We start from the raw sequence: 20,326 nt of genomic DNA, 5'->3' as shown, positions 1-20,326 counted from the left end.
TGTTCTATTTTACTGAACTTCCCTGTAAAACTCAGCGAGATATTCTTCCATAAATGAATGACGTCTTGCAGCTATCAATTTAGCCGATTCTGTATTTATCAAGCCTTTTATTTTAAGTAGTTTATCGTAAAAGTGTTGTATGCTTGAACTTTCTTTTTCCTTTTCATCGGGGCTATATAAAATACGGTGCTTACTGCCACCATACGCAAAACACCGAGCAATACCGATTGCTCCGATTGCATCCAATCTGTCGGCGTCCTGTACAATTTCGGCTTCGATTGAGGATGGTCTATTCCCTTTACTGAAAGAAACCTGAGATACTATTTCTATGACTCTGTCAATAATAGGCTGTTCGACAACTAACGAGTTTAGAAATGCGTTGATTAATTCTTCTGACTTATCCACTCCGTTATGGAGTTTATGATCGCCAAGATCATGCAGCCAAGCAGCCAATTCAACCAAAAAGCCATCAGCCTTTTCTGTTTGCAAAATCTTTCGGGAATTAATAACTACTCGTTCTATATGGTAGTAGTCGTGTCCTGTTCCTTCTCTGAGAAAAGTTTCTTTTATATATTCCTGTGTTTTTATCAGGATATCTTTATTCTCCATCTTTCTGCTTACTGAAATATCTCCATAATGGTAAACTCACACTCTTTAGATTGGTGCTTATTAATCAGAGGAACAAGTCGTCTGAAATGTTCCGTTTGACAGTGCCTGTCTAATGCTTCGTGATCCGGCCATTCTTCAATGAAGATAAAATGAGTTTTATCATCCTGATCTATATAAAGGTTATATTCTATGCAATCCTTTTCTAGCTTGGTCTTAGCAACCAACTCAGCATAAAGAGGTTTTACAAGATCTAAATACTCTTCTTTAATAAAATCCTCGGCTATAACTTTTATCATTTGATGTATGACTTAATTCTTACAGTATAAAATCTCTGCCAATATTACGGAAAATTTTATATTGATTCTAGTCCTCATGGATTTTCTTAGCAAAAAATCTGTATCCGATTATTTGTCCCAAATACAGCTAGTCCTATAAAAAAAGGAATTGCTGCTTTATTCAATTAACCCTAAACCTTAAATGGTTTAGGGTTTAATCTAATTTTGATTTGATCAATTATACTTGTTAATTAAACTGCTTAACAACTATAAGATTTACAATCCGGTTGTCCGTTCCAGTTCATCCGGATAACGATCTTTTGTCAGAGTAATTTTAGAACTTGCTATCTCAATTTTGGTCAGATCTTCAGTAGTCAGCTCGATATCAGTACTATCAATGTTTTCTTTTAAGCGATGCAATTTGGTTGTCCCCGGGATAGGAGCAATCCATGTTTTTTGTGCTAATAACCAAGCTAAAGCAATTTGAGCCGGAGTTGCATTCTTTTCTTTGGCTATTTGAGCCAATAGATCTACAACCGCCTGATTTGCCTTCAGTGCTTCTGTTGTAAAACGAGGAAGTATACTCCGGAAATCTTTATTACTGAACGTTGAGCTGCTATTAAGAGAACCTGTCAAATATCCTTTGCCTAAAGGGCTGAAAGGAACCAATCCTATACCCAGTTCTTGCAATGTGGGTATCAGTTCCTTTTCGGGATGTCTCCACCACAATGAATACTCACTTTGCAGGGCAGTAACAGGTTGTTCTGCATGGGCACGGCGTATTGTATTAACACCAGCCTCCGATAAGCCAAAATATTTAACCTTACCTTCTTTTATTAGATCTTTAACTGTACCGGCAACGTCTTCTATCGGTACATTCGGATCTACACGATGTTGGTAAAGGTGGTCGATATAATCAGTTTTTAATCTTTTCAACGATTCTTCCACAACCTTGCGTATGTGCTCCGGACGACTGTTGGTTCCTGCTTGTTTTTCATTGACAATATTGAATCCGAATTTAGTGGCTATGACTACTTTGTCACGAAAAGGAGATACTGCCTCTCCTACAAGTTCTTCATTGGTATATGGACCATAAATTTCGGCAGTATCAAAGAATTTTTCACCCATTTCATATGCAGAGTGAATCAACGAAATCATTTCGTTTTTATCAGGTAGTGGGTCGTAAGCAAAGCTCATTCCCATACAGCCTAGACCAATTGCCGATACCTCTAAGTCATTTCCTAGTTTTCTTGTTTTCATATTATTTTGTATAACTGTTATATTCTTTATCTGTTACTGGATTGAGCCATACAGCCGGACCTTTACTTGCCTGTGTGCTGATTGCAATATGCTCAAATTCACTATCGGGTGTCGCTCCATGCCAATGAATTACATCAGGCAGAATCTCTACAATATCACCTTTTTGAAGAAGCTGTATAGGTTTTTCTTTTTCTTGATAATATCCCTGTCCTCGAGTACAAATGAGGATTTGCCCTCCCGGATGAGAATGCCAGTTGTTTCGTACTCCCGGCTCAAAAATGACATTGCCGATTATTACATCAAAATTTGTCTGATCGGTGGCAAGCATTTTTAACCATGCTGTACCGCTGAAATAATCATTGTTTATTTTATCTCCTTTCGGAAATATTTGATATGTTTCTTTATTTGCTGAAGTTTTCATATTGTTGTTTTGTGGGGATGCTGAATTACAGTATCCAGTTGTTAAAATACTTAAACTAATCAATAGAATTAATCTTGCTTTACTCATTGAACTTAATTTTATTTTAGTATCCTCGAAGATATTTATTAATTCATATTTCTGTTTTCCAGTATATTACTTAATACCGATTGTGCTGCACTAGCTTCGTCCTTTCCTATATTTACATCTATTATCTGAATCATTTCTTTTAATTGAGATGGACTTATCCCGACATTCAGAGAAATATTCATATGCGAATTAAGCATAGGTTCTACTCCGCCTATACTCATTAGAACGGAAACTGTAACCATTTCCCGTTGGGCATAAGTCAGTACATCCCGTTCGAATATATCGGCAAAAAGATGTTCTTTGAGAAAGGTTTCTATTTCGGGGCTGAATCCCGCAAAACCGGTAGTCAGACGTCCTTCGGGAGCAGGAACTCCTGCAATTTCTGCCAGAATCTTTTTGCCCCGGTCATATTTATTGCCGTTATCTGTGATTGGAGTTGCTTCGCGTCCCCAATTATCATTTATGCCCTTGGTTTTGCGTTGTTCGAGCACGTCCATCAATGTTAGCAAACCTTGCAGGCTTCTCGGGAATCCGCAGTAGGCATAGAGATGTACCAATACTTCTTTTGTTTCATTGACTGTTAATCCGGCATCGAGTCCGGCATTTAGTTCTATACTCAATTTATCCAGTTCGCCCTTAGCCGCAAAGGCAGATATTGTTACAGTTTTTTCTTGCAGAAGAGTCAATTTATTTTCCATATTTGAGGCATTCAGATTGGTATTGATATTAAATACAATAGCAAAAGCTACCAGTATAAAAATTCGGATCATATCTGTTTTACTTAATTACATTTATATTCTTTAGCCATTTTTCTATATCAGGTTTAGCTGATGAAGCCCTGCTGCCATAAATTATAAATCCATCCGGATGGATCGAATTGGGCGTGAGCTTTTTTACATAATTGAAGGCTTCTCCAGCACCGCCGCCCCCATGTGTACAGAATGGTATAACTGTTTTACCCGAAAGGTCATAGCTTTCGAGAAAAGTAGCTATTGCCATTGGTGTATGACTCCACCAGATTGGAAATCCGACAAAAACTACATCGTAGTCATTTATATTCTTTATTTTGGTTTTTACAGCAGGTCTGGCATCTGTTTCTTTTTCCTTTTTTGCAATTTCGGTAGATGCCTGATATTCTTGCGGGTATTCTTCATTAGTTTCTATTTGTATAAGATCTCCTCCTGTTAAAGATTGAATATGTTCAGCTATTTTTTTTGTATTACCGGTTTTACTGAAATAAGTGATCAAAATTTTCTCTTTAGATGATACATCGGACGTTTTAGGTGTTTGAGCATTGGCACAACCTGTAATAAGATACATAGTTGTGACTATATATGTTAGAATAATATTTGTTTTCATCTGGTTGTTGTTTTTGTTTTGATATTATTTCAATGTCTTCATATCTATAACATATCTAAATTTCACCTTGCCGTCTATAACTTTTTTGTAGGCATTAGTAACGGATTCTCCATCGGCATTGATAACTTCTACTTCTGGATAAATATTGTTTGCAACAGAATAATCGAGCATTTCTTGAGTTTCGGGAATACCTCCGATTAGTGAACCGTATACTTTACGATGTGAAGCGAAAACCAATGAGCCGATTGAGATAGACGGTACATTTTCATTTGCAGGTAACCCAACAATAGCCATTTCTCCACCCATCTTCAGCATTCTCACATACATCATCGGATCATATTTGGCAGGAATAGTGCTGATGATAAAACTAAATTGATTTTCCAGCCCTTTTAACTCTTCTCGATTGTTCACATTGACATATTTTACTGCTCCTAATTGTTTTGCGTCAGCTCTTTTTTCTTCTGTAATGTCAAATACGGTGACCTTTGCTCCCAGAGCCACAAGGTATTGTACTGCCATATGACCTAAACCTCCAAAGCCTGCCACTGCTACATTATCATCTTTCTTTACTTTCGAAAAGTGGATAGGTGAATAGGTTGTTATACCTGCGCAGAGCAGCGGAGCAACTCTTTTCATATCTGCGTTCTGAGGGATTTTAATAGCATGATTTTCCGAAACGACATAATTATTAGCATAACCACCCTGTGTTATTTCATTGTCGTGAAAATGATCATGAGAGCCATAAGTTCCTACCATACCTTTTTCGCAAAACTGTTCCAAACCTTGTTTGCAGTTGTCGCATTGCCCGCAGGAATTGATAATACATCCAATTCCTGCATAATCGCCTACTTTAAATTTCGTTACGTTTTTACCTGTTTGAGCAACTCGCCCTGCAATTTCGTGTCCACCTACAAAAGGATAGGAGGTATTTCCCCATTCGCTTCTTCCTGCATGTATATCGCTATGGCAGATACCCGAATACAGAATGTCGATGAGTATATCGTTATCGCCTATTGCATGCCGGCTGAATTCATAAGGTTCAAAATTTCCATCCTTCGAAAAGAGAGCAAGTCCTTTAGAGGGTACCCGGTTGTCCTGTGCATAGCTTATTGACGAAAAAGCCAATGCGATTAATAAACTAAGTAGCTGTTTCATAATTTTTTATTTTAATTTAGTCCAACTTTTTTTCTTTGAGCCACGATGAGATCAAATCAGCGATGTCGACGTTATTTAGATCCGACATTATAAAATGAGTATTGCCTTTTATACCAATCTCGGGCAAATGTACAATAGTAACATCACCTCCATGAGCATTTACGACCTTTGCCCATTGATGAGCAGTAGTAAGGACATTACGCCAGAAGTTTTGTGAATAAGCTTTTGATCCCTCTTTAGGGATATAATCACCAAAATAAACGACAATAGGAATTTTGGTCAGTTTCAAAAAGTCATCGAATGGTATGCCTTGTCCACCTCTATTATCTGCAGGGGCTTCTCCTTCGGGAAAACAAAATCCTCCTGGTTCAATAGCTATAATGGCTTTTACTTTGTCGTTTTTTATCGCAGTTTTCCATCCCGGTGCACCGCCTGCGGAGTGAGTAAAGAGAATACCGTCTCCAGATCGGTCAAATACAGCCGACATAGCATCTACTACAGTTGCTTCGTCTACATTGCCTGTATTCGGTGTCATCATCCGAAAAAAATTATCAAGAGACTGTTTGTCTTTTGGAAATTGTACACCATCATAGAAATTCGGATATTGTCCCATCCTAAACTGGGTAAACCAAGTCTGGTCATCGGGTGTCGCCGGGATATTGCCTGCCTTTATTGTTTGTCCGGCATCGCCGCGTCCGGGCTGATCAACCAGATAAACACAATATCCTTTTTTGAGAAAAATATCGGCGAAACCTTCGCGTCCGTCTGCTGTAGTCTGCCAACTGCGGCGTGATTGCCCATAGCCGTGAAGAAATATCATAGAATGATATTTTTCATTTGCGGGAACCTGATAAAATACATCTGCATGATCGCCATGACGTGTTTGTCCGCCCTGTACCTCATACCAAGGTTTGAGGGGATCAAAAATACCTTCACTTATAACTATTGTTCCTCCGGCCGAAAATGCACCCTGTTCTTTTATCACTAGTAATTGGTTGTGTTTATTGTCTGCTTGTGCGTTGCATTCCGTGAGGATAAAGAATACTCCTAATATCAATGAGATTATATCCTTCATATTATATATCTTTCGGTTTGTATTTTATATTTACAAAGCTATAGCCCAATTCTTTCCATATAAATAGACAGATTACTGATTGTTATACCATTATTACCGAATTGTAGCGCGTTTAAGTTCGTACCCCTTATATTTGTAACAAATAAAAAGCTAAAATGTATGAATGATATAATAAGTTTTGAAACAATACAGGAATATAATGATTTTCTGGAAGTTGAAACATTACATCCATTCGTGAATTCTATTGATTTTTCGGATGTGGAAAAAGAATTTACCCATTCACTCAAAAGGTATGGGTTTTATTTTATTTTCCTGAAAGATATTAAATGTGGAGATCTCGTTTATGGCAGGCATACATATGACTATCAGGAGGGAACACTCGTTTTTATAGCTCCCGGGCAGATAGTAGGAAAAGAAGATACAGGCGAGATATTTAAGATGAAAGGCTGGGGACTCTATTTCCACCCCGATCTGCTTAGAGGAACATCGCTCGGACAGCATATGAAAGATTATTCTTTCTTTTCGTACGAAGCGAATGAGTCTTTACATATGTCTGAACGAGAAAGGAATATTATTATCGGCTGTTTCCGGGAAATACGAGAGGAGTTACAACATTCGATTGATAAGCACAGTAAATCAATTGTTACGGCAAATATAGAGGTTTTTCTAAATCACTGTATGCGTTTTTATGACCGCCAGTTTATTACACGGGATAATGTAAACAAGGATGTATTATCGCGGTTTGAAGAGCTTCTCAATAATTATTTTGAATCAGATAAACCTCAGAAAATAGGTCTACCTTTGGTTCAATATTTTGCAGATCAGCTGCATTTATCGGCCAATTATTTCGGGGATTTAATTAAAAAAGAAACAGGAAAATCTGCGCAGGAACATATTCAACTGAAAGTTATAGAAATGGCGAAAGATAAGCTGTATAATCCCGAAAAGAATGTAAATGAAATTGCTTACGAGTTGGGATTCAAATATCCGCATCATTTCAGCCGGATGTTTAAGAAAATAGTCGGTTATTCGCCTACTGATTACAGAATTCAAAATTGATAACTGAAGAGTGTCGTCGAAATGCTCTGGTTGTTATCGTCGAAGAAACAGGAAACGGATGAATCCTACTTAAATAAGGACAGCTAAAAATAGCAATTTCGAATAGTCGATAAATAGCCCAACTCTAAAATTTTGTAGGTAATAATATTAGATGATCCTCTGTGTGTTAAACTCGCAGAGGATCATTTGGTTTTCTAATTCAAACATAGCTGTATTCTTCAATCCTGTGATTGCAGTATTCCCCTTTCTTTTTTGTTTAGTGTATCTTTTATATATAGATGATGATCTTTTAAAAGGCTTTGTTATGATCAGGTAAAGCATCGAAAACGGACTATACACGAATCTTCCATCTATTAAGGTTTTTCGGATAAATGATTATTGAAATATGTAAAAAAAAGAGTTGTGTGTGTAATCTTTTTTTTTGCTTAATAATAATTACTTTTGAGGAGTGGAAGTAGTAGAATCTTGTAAATGTACAATAGAGCATTGTTAATATGTAAATCTTGATGGAAACAGGACTGATTTTAATATGGGAAGAGAGGCAGAGACAGATAAACGAATCCGGGTGGAATCTAGATCTGGATGCAGATAAGTATGCAAGAGGTCAGATAAAACAAGCTGCTAATTTTTGTTACGAACAGGCTCGAATCAAACGAGGTAAGGTGCTAAAGGAGAATATATCATGGCCTAATGGATGGATAAAGCATTTTGAAACAGAAATGCGCAGTAGGACTGTTATAGAGTTATTAATTATTTGTGGGGCTTTGTGGCTTGCTGAATATGACAGAACCCATGAAGATCAATTTCTTAGCAAGGCCGGAGAAATATCTTACGAAATTGATATTTTACTACTGGGATAAGCTGACATTCTTAAAAATCAAGACTAAGATCATACAGATCATTAATAGTTTAACGATAAGACAATCTTAGCCCCGATTTTTATAAAGCAATTGATTTTTAATTAAACTGCTTACTTTTGTTTATAAAAGGATTATTCGAAAAATGGCTTTATTCTGCTTTTAAAGATCTGAACGAGACGAAAAACCACATCCGCAGACACTCATTTTTTTTTCAATAATTGTAGTCCATTGCCCATTTCACTTTTGCATCGTCGTTGCTCCAAATAGGTACGGCCGCCACATCAAGCGTAAACTTCCTCAAACGAATTATAAGATTTATGAGAGGAAGGATGTTCTTGTAATTTGTTGATTTATTGTTAAAGTGTCTCTTGTTTTGGGGGAATAATCCGATAATTTCCACTTAAATGCATAAAAGCAAATAATTGCAACAACCCATCGAAATAAGCATCAAAATATCCGTCTTCGTATGGTTTGTTAGAAGAACTCCAAAAATGATCTATAAATTCTATCCTTTTAGGGTGAGAGCATACCAATGACACTGCAGCAGAACTGGCTACAAGCCCTAAAGAATGCCGTAGCGCTTTGTAACCACCAGCTTCAAGGATTTCTGAAACCTGAGATCCGTCGATATTATATTGATCGACAAATGTATCTAAACCTTGAGAATATAAGAAGTTTTGAATTTTATGCCCATATTCATGCTGCCATTCTTTATCGGAACAACTCCATGAATAATCAAGAGCAATATTCATAGGGACACGCCATGAATCAAAACGGAATGCTTCTCCTATAATGCCGTGAGGTGTTTTGAATGGACTCCCATCATAGTTGGAGTAATCGGGATTTAATCCGGTTACGGGATGAATAGCCTTATGCAAAAATTCCCGGCTTTTTTTTGCACATTCGAGCCAGAAGTTACTTCTTCCATCATTTGCCCAACGTGCCCATACTTCATAAAATGCCGGAAGATGGTAAGATGGATCCGTAAATGCCGCACCCCATCCTGTGGGAACGAATGTTATGAGTTTATGCTCACGGTCAATAAGATTGTAAACTCCGTCTGTTCCGTCTTTTTCCATGGAACAGTTCAGAATGTATTGAGCTTCTTTCAGGTAATCGATTCCTGTATTATTGCCCCATAGATTGGATGCAAAAATTAGAGCTGTGACAAAATATAACTCTCCGTCTGAGGCAGGTCCCTGAGAATTGCGGGTTCCATCGGTTTTGCAGCTCCATGCGAAATAGCCTTCTAATGGACCATTTCTATGTTGCATATATTTTACACTCCATCTCCAAAGTTTATCAAATATATCTTTGCGGTCGAATTGTACAGCAATCATCATTCCGTATGACATACCCTCCGAACGGGCATCATTATTTTTTATATCAGAGATATAAGCAAGAGAGTCTCCTGTCTCGAAATAGATTTTGTCAGCACCTTCAAATAGATTATAGAATATTTTTTTGAGTTTCGAATCTATTTCCTGTTGGGAATACCCAGCTTCGGCAAATAAGTTACGGTATTTTCCCGTTTCGAATGCTCCCTTACTCCAAGGTTTTAACAACTGGCTGTTTTTTTGCTTCGATAAGCATGAAACCGAACAAAGTATCATTATCAAAAATAGGTATTTGATTTTCATAGTAAGCAGGAGTTTTGTGTTTTATATTGGAAGATGCTTACATAGAAAATCAATGATTATGGTTCTCTATGTAAAGCATCGGTATTATATATCAGATAAAGGCTGATACGTATTTTACGAGCTATGGTTTTGCATCATTACCCGAAGTTGCGTATAGTCCGATGAGGCTGCCTGTAAATCCTCCGGCGAGATTGGTTGAAAGAATATCACCGGACACAGTTCCTCCTACATTTTTGAACGTCTGCTGATCTGTTGAATAGCTGAATTGGTAATTATCCTGATCAGCTGTAACTCTTAACTGTACAGGTTTACTCAAATCTATTTTTTCGCTTGCAATTATTGTCGAATTACCATCCTGAGTTCTTTCAAGTAGAATATAATATTCTTTGTCTTTTAGTGTAATGCCAAATACATAATTGAAAGATTCCTTTTGATAGCAGATAATTCCAGCAAGATCTTTTTCAGATAGGGGAGTATAACTTATAGTTGCTGTTGCAGTAAATGATTTATGCTGTTGTCGGTGAAATAAGGCTGCAATGGGGCTTTCAGCTTTCACATTTGCAGGAAAGGGTATAAGTTGTAGCCCATTCTTTGTAAGAACGGAGAAATCTTCACGAGGACCTCTTACTGCTATCCATCTATGATCGAGTTTACCGGAAGAAAAGCTTTCATTGAACGTGAAATTCCCATTCGGAAAGAATCCGCTTTGTCCGGTTTCATTTTTTACACCAGCAGGCATTTTCAATTTAGGGGAAAGAGGTACAAGTCCATTTTCAAAAACAGGGAATTCTCCACTCCAATCTACAGGCAGTATAAAGGTCTCACGCCCTGTGTTCACCCTATTCTGATTGTTGGGACGGACACCTAAGAATACACCATAATATTTTCCGTTTGGGCCTTCTACCAAATCAGCATGTCCTACCCAGTCTACCTTGTCTTTTCTATCTTTAGGAAAATGTCTCTGGGTTAAGATCGGATTACTTGGCGCTGGTTTATAGGGGCCTGTTGGGCTGTCGCTTACAAAGATAACTTCGCTATGCCAATCACCTGTCCCACCTTCTGCACACATCAGATAGTAGCGGCCGTTTTTCTTATAAAGATGAGGGCCTTCAATCCATATTGGTTTTTTAGAAATATCAACCCCTCCGTCTACTATAATTTTGTCTGTTCCCGGAATTACCCTGTCATTTTCCGTATCGTATTCCCACAGCTTAATAACCCTGTGTCCCGAATACAGTTCTTTATCTTTATCTGGTCCGTCATTGTGTACCAAATAGGCTTTTCCGTTATCATCAAAGAACAAGGCCGGATCGATTCCGTTGAATTCAAGTTTTATAGGGTCACTCCAGCCTTTAAGCGGATCTTTTGTTTTCACTACAATGTTACCCAGTCCTCCTCCGATATGTGTTGTAATCATGTAAAATGTGTCATTATGCGGATTGTATACTATATCAGGAGCGTATACTCCGGCACTAATTCCTACATCGAATAGCTTTAACTGAGACGGCCGCTCTAAGACATTTCCGATTTGTGTCCAATTAACAAGGTCTTTGCTATGGAATATAGGCACACCAGGAAAGAAAGCAAATGAAGAGTTAACCAAATAGTAATCATCTCCTTTGCGTGTAATACTAGGGTCAGGATAGCATCCTTGCAGGATTGGTGTATAAAATTCATCCGCTTTTAACGGATTGTCTTTGTATACCTGATCATTTCCCTGATAGGTAAACATAGAAAAAGCGGGACTGTTTTTTTGAGTCTTTTGATTGACCTTATTTTTCCCACTTATCCCCGTAGAGGAGATTAAAAGCGCACATGCAATGAATGCAATGATGTTTAATCTTTTCATGATACGATAGTCAGATTTATAATTTTAGAATAAGTCTTTAGTTCTTTCATACAAAACTACATCACAAAATTTATCTCAACTCTCGCTGTTGTTTCTTATTCATGTTTATAGGTCACATCTCAAAGATTAGTGTAACATATCTCTTTTTATATGTAACATTGGTATGTTTTCTGCTTATTCCGAGTCGTTATTTGCCATGTATTCGGAGGGGGTGCAACCATAAAATTTTTTAAACGCTACGGCGAATATTGTGGGATTAGAGAACCCTGTCGCATAAGCTACCTGAGATATATTTACTTTTCTTTCAATCAATAACCTTGCTGCTTGTTTTAGACGGATGTTACGTATAAAATCACTGGTGCTTATTCCTGTAATCTCTTTTAATTTACGGTGCAATTGAGTTCGGCTTATTCCAACTTCCTGAGCCAGAATTTCTATACTGAATTTTGAGTTATCCATATTTTTATTGATGATACCCATCAATCGTTTTATAAATATCTCATCATTCGATTTAAGTTCAAGAGGGGTTACTCTGGTTTCTAATTCTTTAATACCAATGAATTTACCCTTCAATAACGATCTGTTTGATATGAGATTGTTACAGAGCAGCAACAATTCTTCGATCTGAAAGGGTTTATCCATAAATCCGTCTGCACCGGAGTTCCAGCCTTTCATTCTGTTCTGAAATTCGATCTGGGAAGTTAGCAGTACTACCGGAATATGGCTTATATTATCATTGTTCCTTATTTTTTTCAGTAATGTAAAACCATCTGTTTCGGGCATCATTATATCCGAAATGACGAGATCAATTCGTTGCTGCAATAAAATCCGCAGGGCTTCGGATCCGTTTTCCGCTGTTATGACTTTATATGTATGGCTCAATTCTTTTTGCAGGTATTCCCGTATTTCTTCGTCATCGTCAACAATCAGCACCCGTTGTCTCTTTTTGTTTTTAATGGTGTTGGTTGTGTTTTCTTTTTCTTCGCAAGACATGGGAGGGGAGATTGATAAGCGTCTGGTCTGGCTTTGCATCGCTATTTCATTATCATTCAAATGTTCCCGTCCGAGAGGGATGCGTACGATGAAACAGCTTCCTTGACTATCCTCTCTATTGAAGGCTTGAATTGTTCCGTGATGAAGTTCGACCAGCATTTTTGTAAGATTCAGTCCTATTCCAAATCCGAGATGTCCCTGCGATGAACTCTGATAAAAACGTTCGAATATACGTTCTATCTCTTTCTCGTTTATACCTGTGCCCGAATCGGTAATTTTGATTTCGACATATTCGGCTGAATTCGAAAGTGATTTCTGCTGGGGAGTTTGAACCGAAAGGTTTATTGCTCCGCCGTCTTGAGTATGTTTAAATGCGTTTACTAATAAATTGACGAGTACTTTATCAAAATTATTACGGTCTATCCATACAGGCAGATGAGTGATATTAGATTCGAACGAGAGCTTGATGTTTCTTTCGGCTGTCTGATAATCAAAGATATTCAATAGATCTTTTATGAAATCGATCAGATCCGTTTCTTCACAAGCAATTTTCATCTGTCCCTTATCAATCTTTCGAATATCCAAAAGCTGATTAATGAGATTCATTATCCGGTTGGTATTCAGTTGTATTATATTCAATAAACGGGATGTGTTTTTATCATTTTTTTGCCTTAATAATTCGGATAAAGGATTTATTATTAAAGTCATAGGGGATCTTATTTCATGAGCAATATTAATGAAGAACTTAAGTTTTTCTTCATTGTTCAATTCCTCCAGCTTTCTTAATCTTCGTTTATTCCACAGATAAAAGATGCAGCTAAGTAATCCGAATAATAGTATCAGATACAGGCATCTAGCCCATGCTGTGCTGTACCATGGCGGGGAGATGTATATTGTCAGTGAATTAGTTGTTGAGTATGTATTATTTTCAAAGGCTCTCACTTCGAGTATGTATGTACCGGGAGATAGAAAATTATAGGTAATGCGGTTTTCTCCAGGAAAAGTACTTGTCCATTTTTCATTCATGCCCAGTAATCTGTATTCGAATACTATATTTTCGGGATTGTGAAAGTTCATGGTCGAAAATTCAAATGAAATTGATCTTTCGTTATAGGATAGACTAATGTTCGAAGTTTCTCTAAATTCTGTTTTAGAAATAGGTTTTCTATTTATCTTTTTATTAGCACTTACAGCCTCATTATTAAGATACAGGTGGGTTAGTATAGGCTTGTAATCCAATCGGGCGGCACTAATATTGTCGGGTAAGAATCTGGTGATGCCATATAAACCCGCAAAGTAAATATAACCATGTTTGTTCTGAATAGATATATTCTGAGAATACTCTCTATCTACTAATCCATTGCCCGTATAATAACATGCTATATGTTTGTTTTTGCTGTTTAACTGAAATATTCCATTAAGAGTACAGCCCCATATATTACCTTGTTTATCAATACCCAACCCGCATATAATATTATTAGGAAGTCCATCATCTATTCCAAAATGAGTGAGTTTCTTTTCGTTTTTGTTATAGCAGAACAGTCCGTTGTTTGTTCCTATCCAAATATTATGCTTTTTATCTTCCAATAGTGTGATCGCAATACATGACCGTAGATCGATATTTCCGGCAAAATCGAGTATAATATTCTTTTCAGGATCGTAACAATCCACTCCGGTACTTTGTGCAAGCCAGATAAGTCCGTCCGAATCACATAAGATATTACCTATCCACTTGTTGAAGAGCTTTCTTGAACTGTTTAACTTGGTTGTATCCGTAATGTGTTTCCATTCTTTTGTCTGGTAATTGTAGCGGACAAAGCCTTCTCCCATTATCGATATGTACATATTATTTTTGAGATCTTCACCGAACGCAACAATCGATTTTCCTTCAAATTTGCGATAGCTGGTACATTTTCCGTCTTTTTTATTGAAAGATATAAGACCGCCTTCATAACTGCCCAACCAAAATGTTCCATTATGATCTTCGAACATACTCGATATGTCTTTTTTTATATTGAAAGAAGCTCTTATCAGTCCTTTATCATTTAAATTCAGCAGAGTACCATTGCTTGTGCCGATCCATAAACTATTATCCTCATCGCTGTACATCGAAAGGATATCGGCGTCTTTCTCCATGATCGAAAAATCCCAGAAATCGAACTGCTTTGATTCATTTGAAACCATTAATAGTCCTTTTTTGTAGCATCCCAGCCATAAGTTTCCTTTATTGTCTTCATAGAAACTGGTGATTTTTTCTTTTATCGGATTTATATATCCTCCGATGAGTTTTGATGGAGTGTTAAGACTCAGTGTGTTAATATCTAACAGTTTCATACCCTGTCCTGTAGTATTGACGTATATCGAGCCGTCTTTGAGGCATGTTACTCCCCGTATACTATTTGTCGCCTCTTTGTTTTCTATATTTATATATTTCTGTTGTGTATTGTTCCACATAAACACATTAGAACTAGTGCCGAGACAGATGTTTCCCTGATGATCTTCTGTAATGCTGTTTATATTGTGTCTTGCGTCAATCGGCACTTTTTGTATGTTAATCGTCTTGATATCTTGAGAGATGCATGCAATGCGGTTATCCGATAGTGCTATCCAGATGCGGAACTTGCTATCCAGAAGCATATAATTCGCATAAGGGTTATTGAGTTGTTTGTTAATATTTACCAATTCTGTAGCTTTCATTTTTTTCTTATCCACCGAAAAGATACCGTATCCGGCAGTGGCAATCCATATTTCACCCGATTGAAGCTGTATAATACCTTGTACTGATGGGTATATATTGTTCGGAAACTGTATACTATGAAATTTATCTTCATATGCACAATAATATTGTAATCCTCTGTTGGAGCCTATCCAAAGTGTGCCATCCTTGTCATTCAGAAAAGATTCGATATAGTTGCCAATTAAAGAATTGGGATCTCTGTCGTTACGGAAATAATGAGTAAAATTCCAGCCATCAAATTTATTCAATCCGTTTTCTGTTGCAATCCAAATAAATCCGGAAGAATCCTGAGTAATATTTGTGATCAGGTTACTTGATAGTTTTCCTAAGCCATAGAAACTATCCGGATTTGCAAAAGAGGTTTTGACAAGTAACAAAAGGCTGATTACAGTAAAAAATATATGCTTATTCATCAGTACTGATATTTCTGTTTTTTTTAGGTTATGGCTGGAAAGTAAAAATATCAATAAAAAAATGATAATGAAAGCAAATCAATAGGTCTTATCATATAATATCTTCGGAATAATCTGAATGAATTTGAGCTCTTTCTGTTGATATTCTGAGGTTTATAATTGTTGTGTAACAAGAAAGATATAAAATGAAACGTATTTAACGTATCATGTAACCTTGTCGAAGCTATATGTGTCAAGGTTTTAACCCGCCGATAATGTATGATGTCTAAATTTGTAACCAGACTAATGCCTGGATAGAAAACAAATAGGTCTGAGGCCTTAAATAAACATCATTTATATGAAGAACATGACAATGTATGCGATATTTTCTCTCTTTATGATAGGGGGATATCTATCGGCTCAGGATTTGAAATTGCAATACTTTGAACCTGCCCGGATTTGGGAGGAGGCTTTGCCGCTTGGTAATTCACGATTGGGTGCTATGGTATATGGCATTCCTCAACGCGAGGAAATCCAGTTAAATGAAGAAACTATTTGGGGAGGAGGACCTTATCGGAATGACAACCCCGATGCATTAAACGTCTTACCCGAAGTAAGACAGCTTATTTTTGAAGGAAAGAATGGAGAAGCTGATAAATTAATTAATAAAACCTTTTTTACGAAAACTCACGGGATGCCCTATCAAACGGCAGGAAGTGTGATCTTAAATTTTCCCGGACATGAAAACTATAAGGAGTATTCCCGACAACTGGATATCAACCGTGCTGTAAGTTCTACCTGTTATAAAGTAGATGGCGTAGAGTATAGCAGAGAGATTTTTTCGTCTTTTGCGGATGATGTTGTTATAATGAGAGTTACTGCGAGTGTGAAAGGAAAACTGAATTTTGATGCGGGATACATTAATCCGTCTATACACAAGATATTCAAAAAAGGCGATGCTCTTATTTTAGAAGGCAAAGGTGCGGATCACGAAGGAATAGAAGGGAAAATACGCTATCAGATTCATACTGCAATAAAAAATGAAGGCGGAAAAGTTGATATTTCCGACAATAAAATAACAGTGACCGATGCTACGACTGCAATACTCTATATTTCGATCGGGACTAATTTTGTCGATTATAAATCGGTAGGAGCTGATCCTGAAATTAAGGCTGCCCGAAAACTTTTGGATGCAGAGGCGAAAGACTATTTATCTGCATTGAAACAACACGAACAAATTTACGGTAGTCAGTTTAGTCGTTTCAACCTCGATTTAGGAGGGCTGCCCAATACATCAAAGCTGAGTACAACCCAACGCATTATCAATTTTCATCAGGATCAGGATCCGGCTCTTGTTGCGTTGTTATTCCAATTTGGACGTTATTTGCTTATCTCGTCATCTCAACCCGGGGGACAACCTGCTAATTTGCAGGGGATATGGTGTAATAGTATGTATCCGGCATGGGATAGCAAGTATACCATCAATATCAATACCGAAATGAATTACTGGCCTGCCGAGGTGACCAACCTTTCGGAAACCCATGAACCTCTTTTCCGAATGTTGAAAGAGCTGAATGAGAGCGGACGTCAGACAGCTAAGGTTATGTATGGTGCGGATGGCTGGGTGGCTCATCATAATACAGACTTGTGGAGAGTAACCAGCCCGATTGATTTTGCTGCAGCCGGTATGTGGCCTACAGGAGGAGCATGGCTGAGCCAGCATCTTTGGGAGCATTATTTGTTTACCGGAGATAAAATTTTTCTGGCTGAGGTTTATCCGATACTGAAAGGTTCTGCCGACTTTTTTATGACTTCGTTGATAAAGCATCCCCGATATGGTTGGATGGTAGTATCTCCTTCGGTATCGCCTGAGCACGGACCAATATCTGCGGGATGTACGATGGATAATCAGTTGGTATTTGATATTCTGAGCAGAACAGCATTAGCCAATGAAATTCTGGGAGAAGATCCTTCGTACCGTAACCAGCTGAAAGCTATGGTTGAAAAATTACCGCCTATGCAAATCGGAAAATATACTCAGCTGCAAGAATGGCTCGAGGATGTGGATGATCCTAAAAGCGATCATCGCCATGTGTCTCATTTATACGGGCTTTATCCGGGAAATCAAATTACACTGCATACCAGTCCCGAATTATTCGAAGCAGCACGCAATTCTTTGATATATAGAGGTGATATGGCTACAGGATGGTCTATCGGTTGGAAAGTTAACTTATGGGCTCGCCTTCTGGATGGTAACCATGCTTATAAAATCATTAATAACATGCTTACTCTGGCAAACAATGAAAATAAAGATGGGAGAACTTATCCTAATATGTTTACGGCCCATCCACCTTTCCAGATTGACGGCAATTTCGGGTTGACGGCTGGTGTTGCCGAAATGTTGATCCAAAGTCACGATGGTGCAGTACATATTCTGCCGGCCTTGCCCGATGCCTGGAAGAAAGGAACTGTATCGGGTATTGTAGCTCGGGGTGGTTTTGAAATTGCAATGACATGGAATGACGGTAAAGTTATGGAAATAAAAGTATTGTCTAAGATTGGCGGTAATCTGCGCCTTCGTTCTTATGTTCCTTTATCCGGTAAAGGGCTGAAAAAAGCAGAAGGAGACAATCCCAATCCGCTTTTTGTTCCAGCCCGTATTGCTAAGCCTGTTATATCGGGAGAAGCATCCTTGAAAGGTATCGCTCCGAAAAAAGTGTATGAATACGATATTATGACTGAACCCGGTAAAAGTTATGTCTTTAAGTAACAGAAAGTATTTAATGATATATTTTAAAAACGACAACCTACTCTTGCTGTTATGCTTGCAAAATCAACAAATAGGTCTGAGACCTTAAATATTCTAATTGATAAACAAAAAGCAATCGTTAAAATTATGAGGGAAAATATTATCCTACTATTACTTTTAATTGGAGGTTATACTGCGCAAGGTATAGCTCAGGAGTCAACGCCGTATACCAATCCGGTAATCAATGCCGATTTTCCCGATCCATCGGTGACACGTTGCGGAGATGATTTTTATTTTGTGTCTACTACTATGCACATGATGCCGGGTGCTCCCGTTTTGAAATCGAAAGACTTAGTCAAATGGGAGGCTGTAGGCTATGTGTTTGATAAATTGACCGATACTTCAAAGTACGACATGGATGGGGGGACGGTTTACGGACGTGGACAATGGGCTACTTCCATCCGTTATCACAATGGCAAGTTTTACCTGCTATTCTCTCCTAACGATGAACCGTACAGAGCTTATATCTATTCGTCATCCGATCCGGCAACCGATAAGTGGCAGCTCATTTCCAGAACTCCTCATTTCCATGATGCGTCGCTCTTTTTTGATGATGATGGCAGGGTATATGTCTTTTCAGGAACAGGTTCGCTAAGGGAATTGAAAAGCGATCTTTCCGATGTGAAAGAAGGTGGAGTGGATATGCATATATTCGAACGGGATGCCGAAGAAACCGGGTTATTGGAAGGCAGCCAAGTGGTGAAGTATAACGGAAAATATTATTTGCTGATGATTTCCTGGCCTAAAGATGGAAAACGCAGGCAGGTGTGTTATCGTGCCGATAATATTACAGGGCCGTATGAAAAGAAAATTATTCTTGAAGATAATTTTGCCGGATTTCCATATGTGGGACAAGGCTGTCTCATAGATGATAAAAACGGGAACTGGTATGCTGTTATTTTTCAGGACAGAGGAGCCATCGGGCGTGTCCCCTTGCTGATGCCTTGTAACTGGATTGACGGCTGGCCTATGTTGGGTGATAAGAACGGGAAAGTTCCGGCATCGGGTACAATTCCTTTAAAATCGTATCCTGTAAAAAGCAGACTTGTGGAAAGTGATAATTTTGTTGATCCTAAGTTGAAAATCAATTGGCAATGGAATCATAATCCGATAAATGAATCGTGGTCATTGACCGAACGACCTGGTTACCTAAGGCTAAAGACCAATAGGTTAGCCGATAATTTATATGCTGCTCATAATACAATTACACAACGAATGGAAGGCCCTTTGTGTAAAGGTATTGTTGCTCTTGATCTGACTAGAATGAAAGATGGTGATGTTGCGGGATTCAGCGCATTTAACGGACATTCGGGTTTGCTTTCGATAATACAGGATGGTACTAAAAAGTATCTGACTATGTCTACCAATGTTGTAGACCTTAGTGAAAAAGAAAAAGCGATACTAAATGTTGAAGCTGTAGAAAAAGAACGCGTAGAGTTAAAACAAAATATCGTGTATCTGCGTATCGACTGTGACTTCAGACTCAATAGCGATATGGCAACATTTTATTACAGTCTCAACAATAAAGATTGGGTAAGGATAGGTTCGGATTTTAAAATGATATTCGATTACCGGAAGCTCTTTATGGGAACACGTTTTGCCATATCCAATTACGCTACAAAAAAAGCGGGAGGATATGTAGATGTGGATTTCTTTTCATACGAAAACTGGTCTGATAAATAGTGCTGATTCAATGCAGAACTGTGTTTCCCCTTCTGTTATTTAATTGATGATAAAAAAACAAGA

15 protein-coding genes are annotated in these 20,326 nt (G+C 37.9%); 4 read left to right on the top strand and 11 right to left on the bottom strand.

Features of this window, described 5'->3' with window-relative positions:
• Positions 1–9 precede the first annotated feature (9 nt).
• The 8 genes from AABJ51_RS05945 to AABJ51_RS05910 all read right to left on the bottom strand — a co-directional run bounded on the left by AABJ51_RS05945 (position 10) and on the right by AABJ51_RS05910 (position 6,241).
• Complete coding sequence (locus tag AABJ51_RS05945) at positions 10–609, bottom strand: HD domain-containing protein (RefSeq protein WP_321577250.1); 600 nt, start codon at positions 607–609, stop codon at positions 10–12.
• 8 nt (positions 610–617) lie between these two features.
• Complete coding sequence (locus AABJ51_RS05940; protein WP_338374772.1) at positions 618–905, bottom strand: putative quinol monooxygenase; 288 nt, start codon at positions 903–905, stop codon at positions 618–620.
• 255 nt (positions 906–1,160) lie between these two features.
• Positions 1,161–2,144 (bottom strand): aldo/keto reductase, encoded by a 984-nt coding sequence (locus tag AABJ51_RS05935; RefSeq protein WP_338374771.1) that lies wholly within the window; start codon positions 2,142–2,144, stop codon positions 1,161–1,163.
• 1 nt (position 2,145) lies between these two features.
• On the bottom strand, positions 2,146–2,565 hold the full coding sequence (locus tag AABJ51_RS05930) for a cupin domain-containing protein (protein ID WP_338374770.1): 420 nt from the start codon (positions 2,563–2,565) through the stop codon (positions 2,146–2,148).
• A 125-nt stretch (positions 2,566–2,690) separates the two neighbouring features.
• Positions 2,691–3,422 (bottom strand): carboxymuconolactone decarboxylase family protein, encoded by a 732-nt coding sequence (locus tag AABJ51_RS05925; protein WP_338374769.1) that lies wholly within the window; start codon positions 3,420–3,422, stop codon positions 2,691–2,693.
• A gap of 7 nt (positions 3,423–3,429) precedes the next feature.
• A complete protein-coding gene (locus tag AABJ51_RS05920) occupies positions 3,430–4,011 on the bottom strand; it encodes a flavodoxin (RefSeq protein ID WP_338374768.1) in 582 nt (193 codons plus the stop codon).
• A gap of 24 nt (positions 4,012–4,035) precedes the next feature.
• On the bottom strand, positions 4,036–5,166 hold the full coding sequence (locus AABJ51_RS05915) for an NAD(P)-dependent alcohol dehydrogenase (protein ID WP_338374767.1): 1,131 nt from the start codon (positions 5,164–5,166) through the stop codon (positions 4,036–4,038).
• A gap of 16 nt (positions 5,167–5,182) precedes the next feature.
• Positions 5,183–6,241, bottom strand: a complete 1,059-nt coding sequence (locus AABJ51_RS05910) for an alpha/beta hydrolase (protein WP_338374766.1) — start codon at positions 6,239–6,241, stop codon at positions 5,183–5,185.
• 159 nt (positions 6,242–6,400) lie between these two features.
• Between AABJ51_RS05910 and AABJ51_RS05905 the strand changes: the two genes are divergently transcribed.
• Both AABJ51_RS05905 and AABJ51_RS05900 read left to right on the top strand, forming a co-directional pair.
• Positions 6,401–7,300 carry a helix-turn-helix domain-containing protein gene (locus AABJ51_RS05905; protein ID WP_338374765.1) on the top strand — a complete coding sequence of 300 codons (900 nt, stop codon included), beginning with the start codon at positions 6,401–6,403 and terminating at the stop codon, positions 7,298–7,300.
• Positions 7,301–7,806: 506 nt separating this feature from the next.
• The gene (locus tag AABJ51_RS05900) at positions 7,807–8,160 is read left to right on the top strand and encodes a hypothetical protein (protein WP_338374764.1); all 354 of its coding nucleotides are present in this window, start codon (positions 7,807–7,809) and stop codon (positions 8,158–8,160) included.
• Positions 8,161–8,516: 356 nt separating this feature from the next.
• Here the strand turns inward: AABJ51_RS05900 and AABJ51_RS05895 are convergent, their stop codons facing one another.
• From AABJ51_RS05895 to AABJ51_RS05885, 3 genes are all read right to left on the bottom strand, one after another.
• On the bottom strand, positions 8,517–9,773 hold the full coding sequence (locus AABJ51_RS05895) for a family 8 glycosyl hydrolase (protein ID WP_434781397.1): 1,257 nt from the start codon (positions 9,771–9,773) through the stop codon (positions 8,517–8,519).
• Positions 9,774–9,921: 148 nt separating this feature from the next.
• Entirely contained in the window at positions 9,922–11,649 is a 1,728-nt protein-coding gene (locus tag AABJ51_RS05890; RefSeq protein ID WP_338374762.1) for a glycoside hydrolase family 43 protein, read from the bottom strand.
• 174 nt (positions 11,650–11,823) lie between these two features.
• Complete coding sequence (locus tag AABJ51_RS05885; protein ID WP_338374761.1) at positions 11,824–15,792, bottom strand: hybrid sensor histidine kinase/response regulator transcription factor; 3,969 nt, start codon at positions 15,790–15,792, stop codon at positions 11,824–11,826.
• A gap of 346 nt (positions 15,793–16,138) precedes the next feature.
• On the opposite strand from AABJ51_RS05885, the gene AABJ51_RS05880 reads away from it, so the two are divergent.
• A complete protein-coding gene (locus tag AABJ51_RS05880) occupies positions 16,139–18,541 on the top strand; it encodes a glycoside hydrolase family 95 protein (protein WP_338375950.1) in 2,403 nt (800 codons plus the stop codon).
• Between the two features lie 126 nt (positions 18,542–18,667).
• Positions 18,668–20,263, top strand: a complete 1,596-nt coding sequence (locus AABJ51_RS05875) for a glycoside hydrolase family 43 protein (protein ID WP_338374760.1) — start codon at positions 18,668–18,670, stop codon at positions 20,261–20,263.
• Positions 20,264–20,326: the final 63 nt, after the last annotated feature.

The organism is Indolivaga capnocytophagoides, from assembly GCF_036511535.1.
Classification (GTDB): domain Bacteria; phylum Bacteroidota; class Bacteroidia; order Bacteroidales; family Dysgonomonadaceae; genus Dysgonomonas_A; species Dysgonomonas_A capnocytophagoides.
This window is presented reverse-complemented; position numbering and strand designations above follow the sequence as displayed.

What these genes read in the sequence shown, in the direction of transcription:
- AABJ51_RS05890 (WP_338374762.1), bottom strand. Translation starts at nt 11,649, where the DNA reads ATGAAAAGATTAAACATCATTGCATTCATTGCATGTGCGCTTTTAATC.
- AABJ51_RS05900 (WP_338374764.1), top strand. Translation starts at nt 7,807, where the DNA reads ATGGAAACAGGACTGATTTTAATATGGGAAGAGAGGCAGAGACAGATA.
- AABJ51_RS05920 (WP_338374768.1), bottom strand. Translation starts at nt 4,011, where the DNA reads ATGAAAACAAATATTATTCTAACATATATAGTCACAACTATGTATCTT.
- AABJ51_RS05930 (WP_338374770.1), bottom strand. Translation starts at nt 2,565, where the DNA reads ATGAAAACTTCAGCAAATAAAGAAACATATCAAATATTTCCGAAAGGA.
- AABJ51_RS05895 (WP_434781397.1), bottom strand. Translation starts at nt 9,773, where the DNA reads ATGATACTTTGTTCGGTTTCATGCTTATCGAAGCAAAAAAACAGCCAG.
- AABJ51_RS05945 (WP_321577250.1), bottom strand. Translation starts at nt 609, where the DNA reads ATGGAGAATAAAGATATCCTGATAAAAACACAGGAATATATAAAAGAA.
- AABJ51_RS05905 (WP_338374765.1), top strand. Translation starts at nt 6,401, where the DNA reads ATGAATGATATAATAAGTTTTGAAACAATACAGGAATATAATGATTTT.
- AABJ51_RS05910 (WP_338374766.1), bottom strand. Translation starts at nt 6,241, where the DNA reads ATGAAGGATATAATCTCATTGATATTAGGAGTATTCTTTATCCTCACG.
- AABJ51_RS05885 (WP_338374761.1), bottom strand. Translation starts at nt 15,792, where the DNA reads ATGAATAAGCATATATTTTTTACTGTAATCAGCCTTTTGTTACTTGTC.
- AABJ51_RS05935 (WP_338374771.1), bottom strand. Translation starts at nt 2,144, where the DNA reads ATGAAAACAAGAAAACTAGGAAATGACTTAGAGGTATCGGCAATTGGT.
- AABJ51_RS05940 (WP_338374772.1), bottom strand. Translation starts at nt 905, where the DNA reads ATGATAAAAGTTATAGCCGAGGATTTTATTAAAGAAGAGTATTTAGAT.
- AABJ51_RS05880 (WP_338375950.1), top strand. Translation starts at nt 16,139, where the DNA reads ATGACAATGTATGCGATATTTTCTCTCTTTATGATAGGGGGATATCTA.
- AABJ51_RS05875 (WP_338374760.1), top strand. Translation starts at nt 18,668, where the DNA reads ATGAGGGAAAATATTATCCTACTATTACTTTTAATTGGAGGTTATACT.
- AABJ51_RS05915 (WP_338374767.1), bottom strand. Translation starts at nt 5,166, where the DNA reads ATGAAACAGCTACTTAGTTTATTAATCGCATTGGCTTTTTCGTCAATA.
- AABJ51_RS05925 (WP_338374769.1), bottom strand. Translation starts at nt 3,422, where the DNA reads ATGATCCGAATTTTTATACTGGTAGCTTTTGCTATTGTATTTAATATC.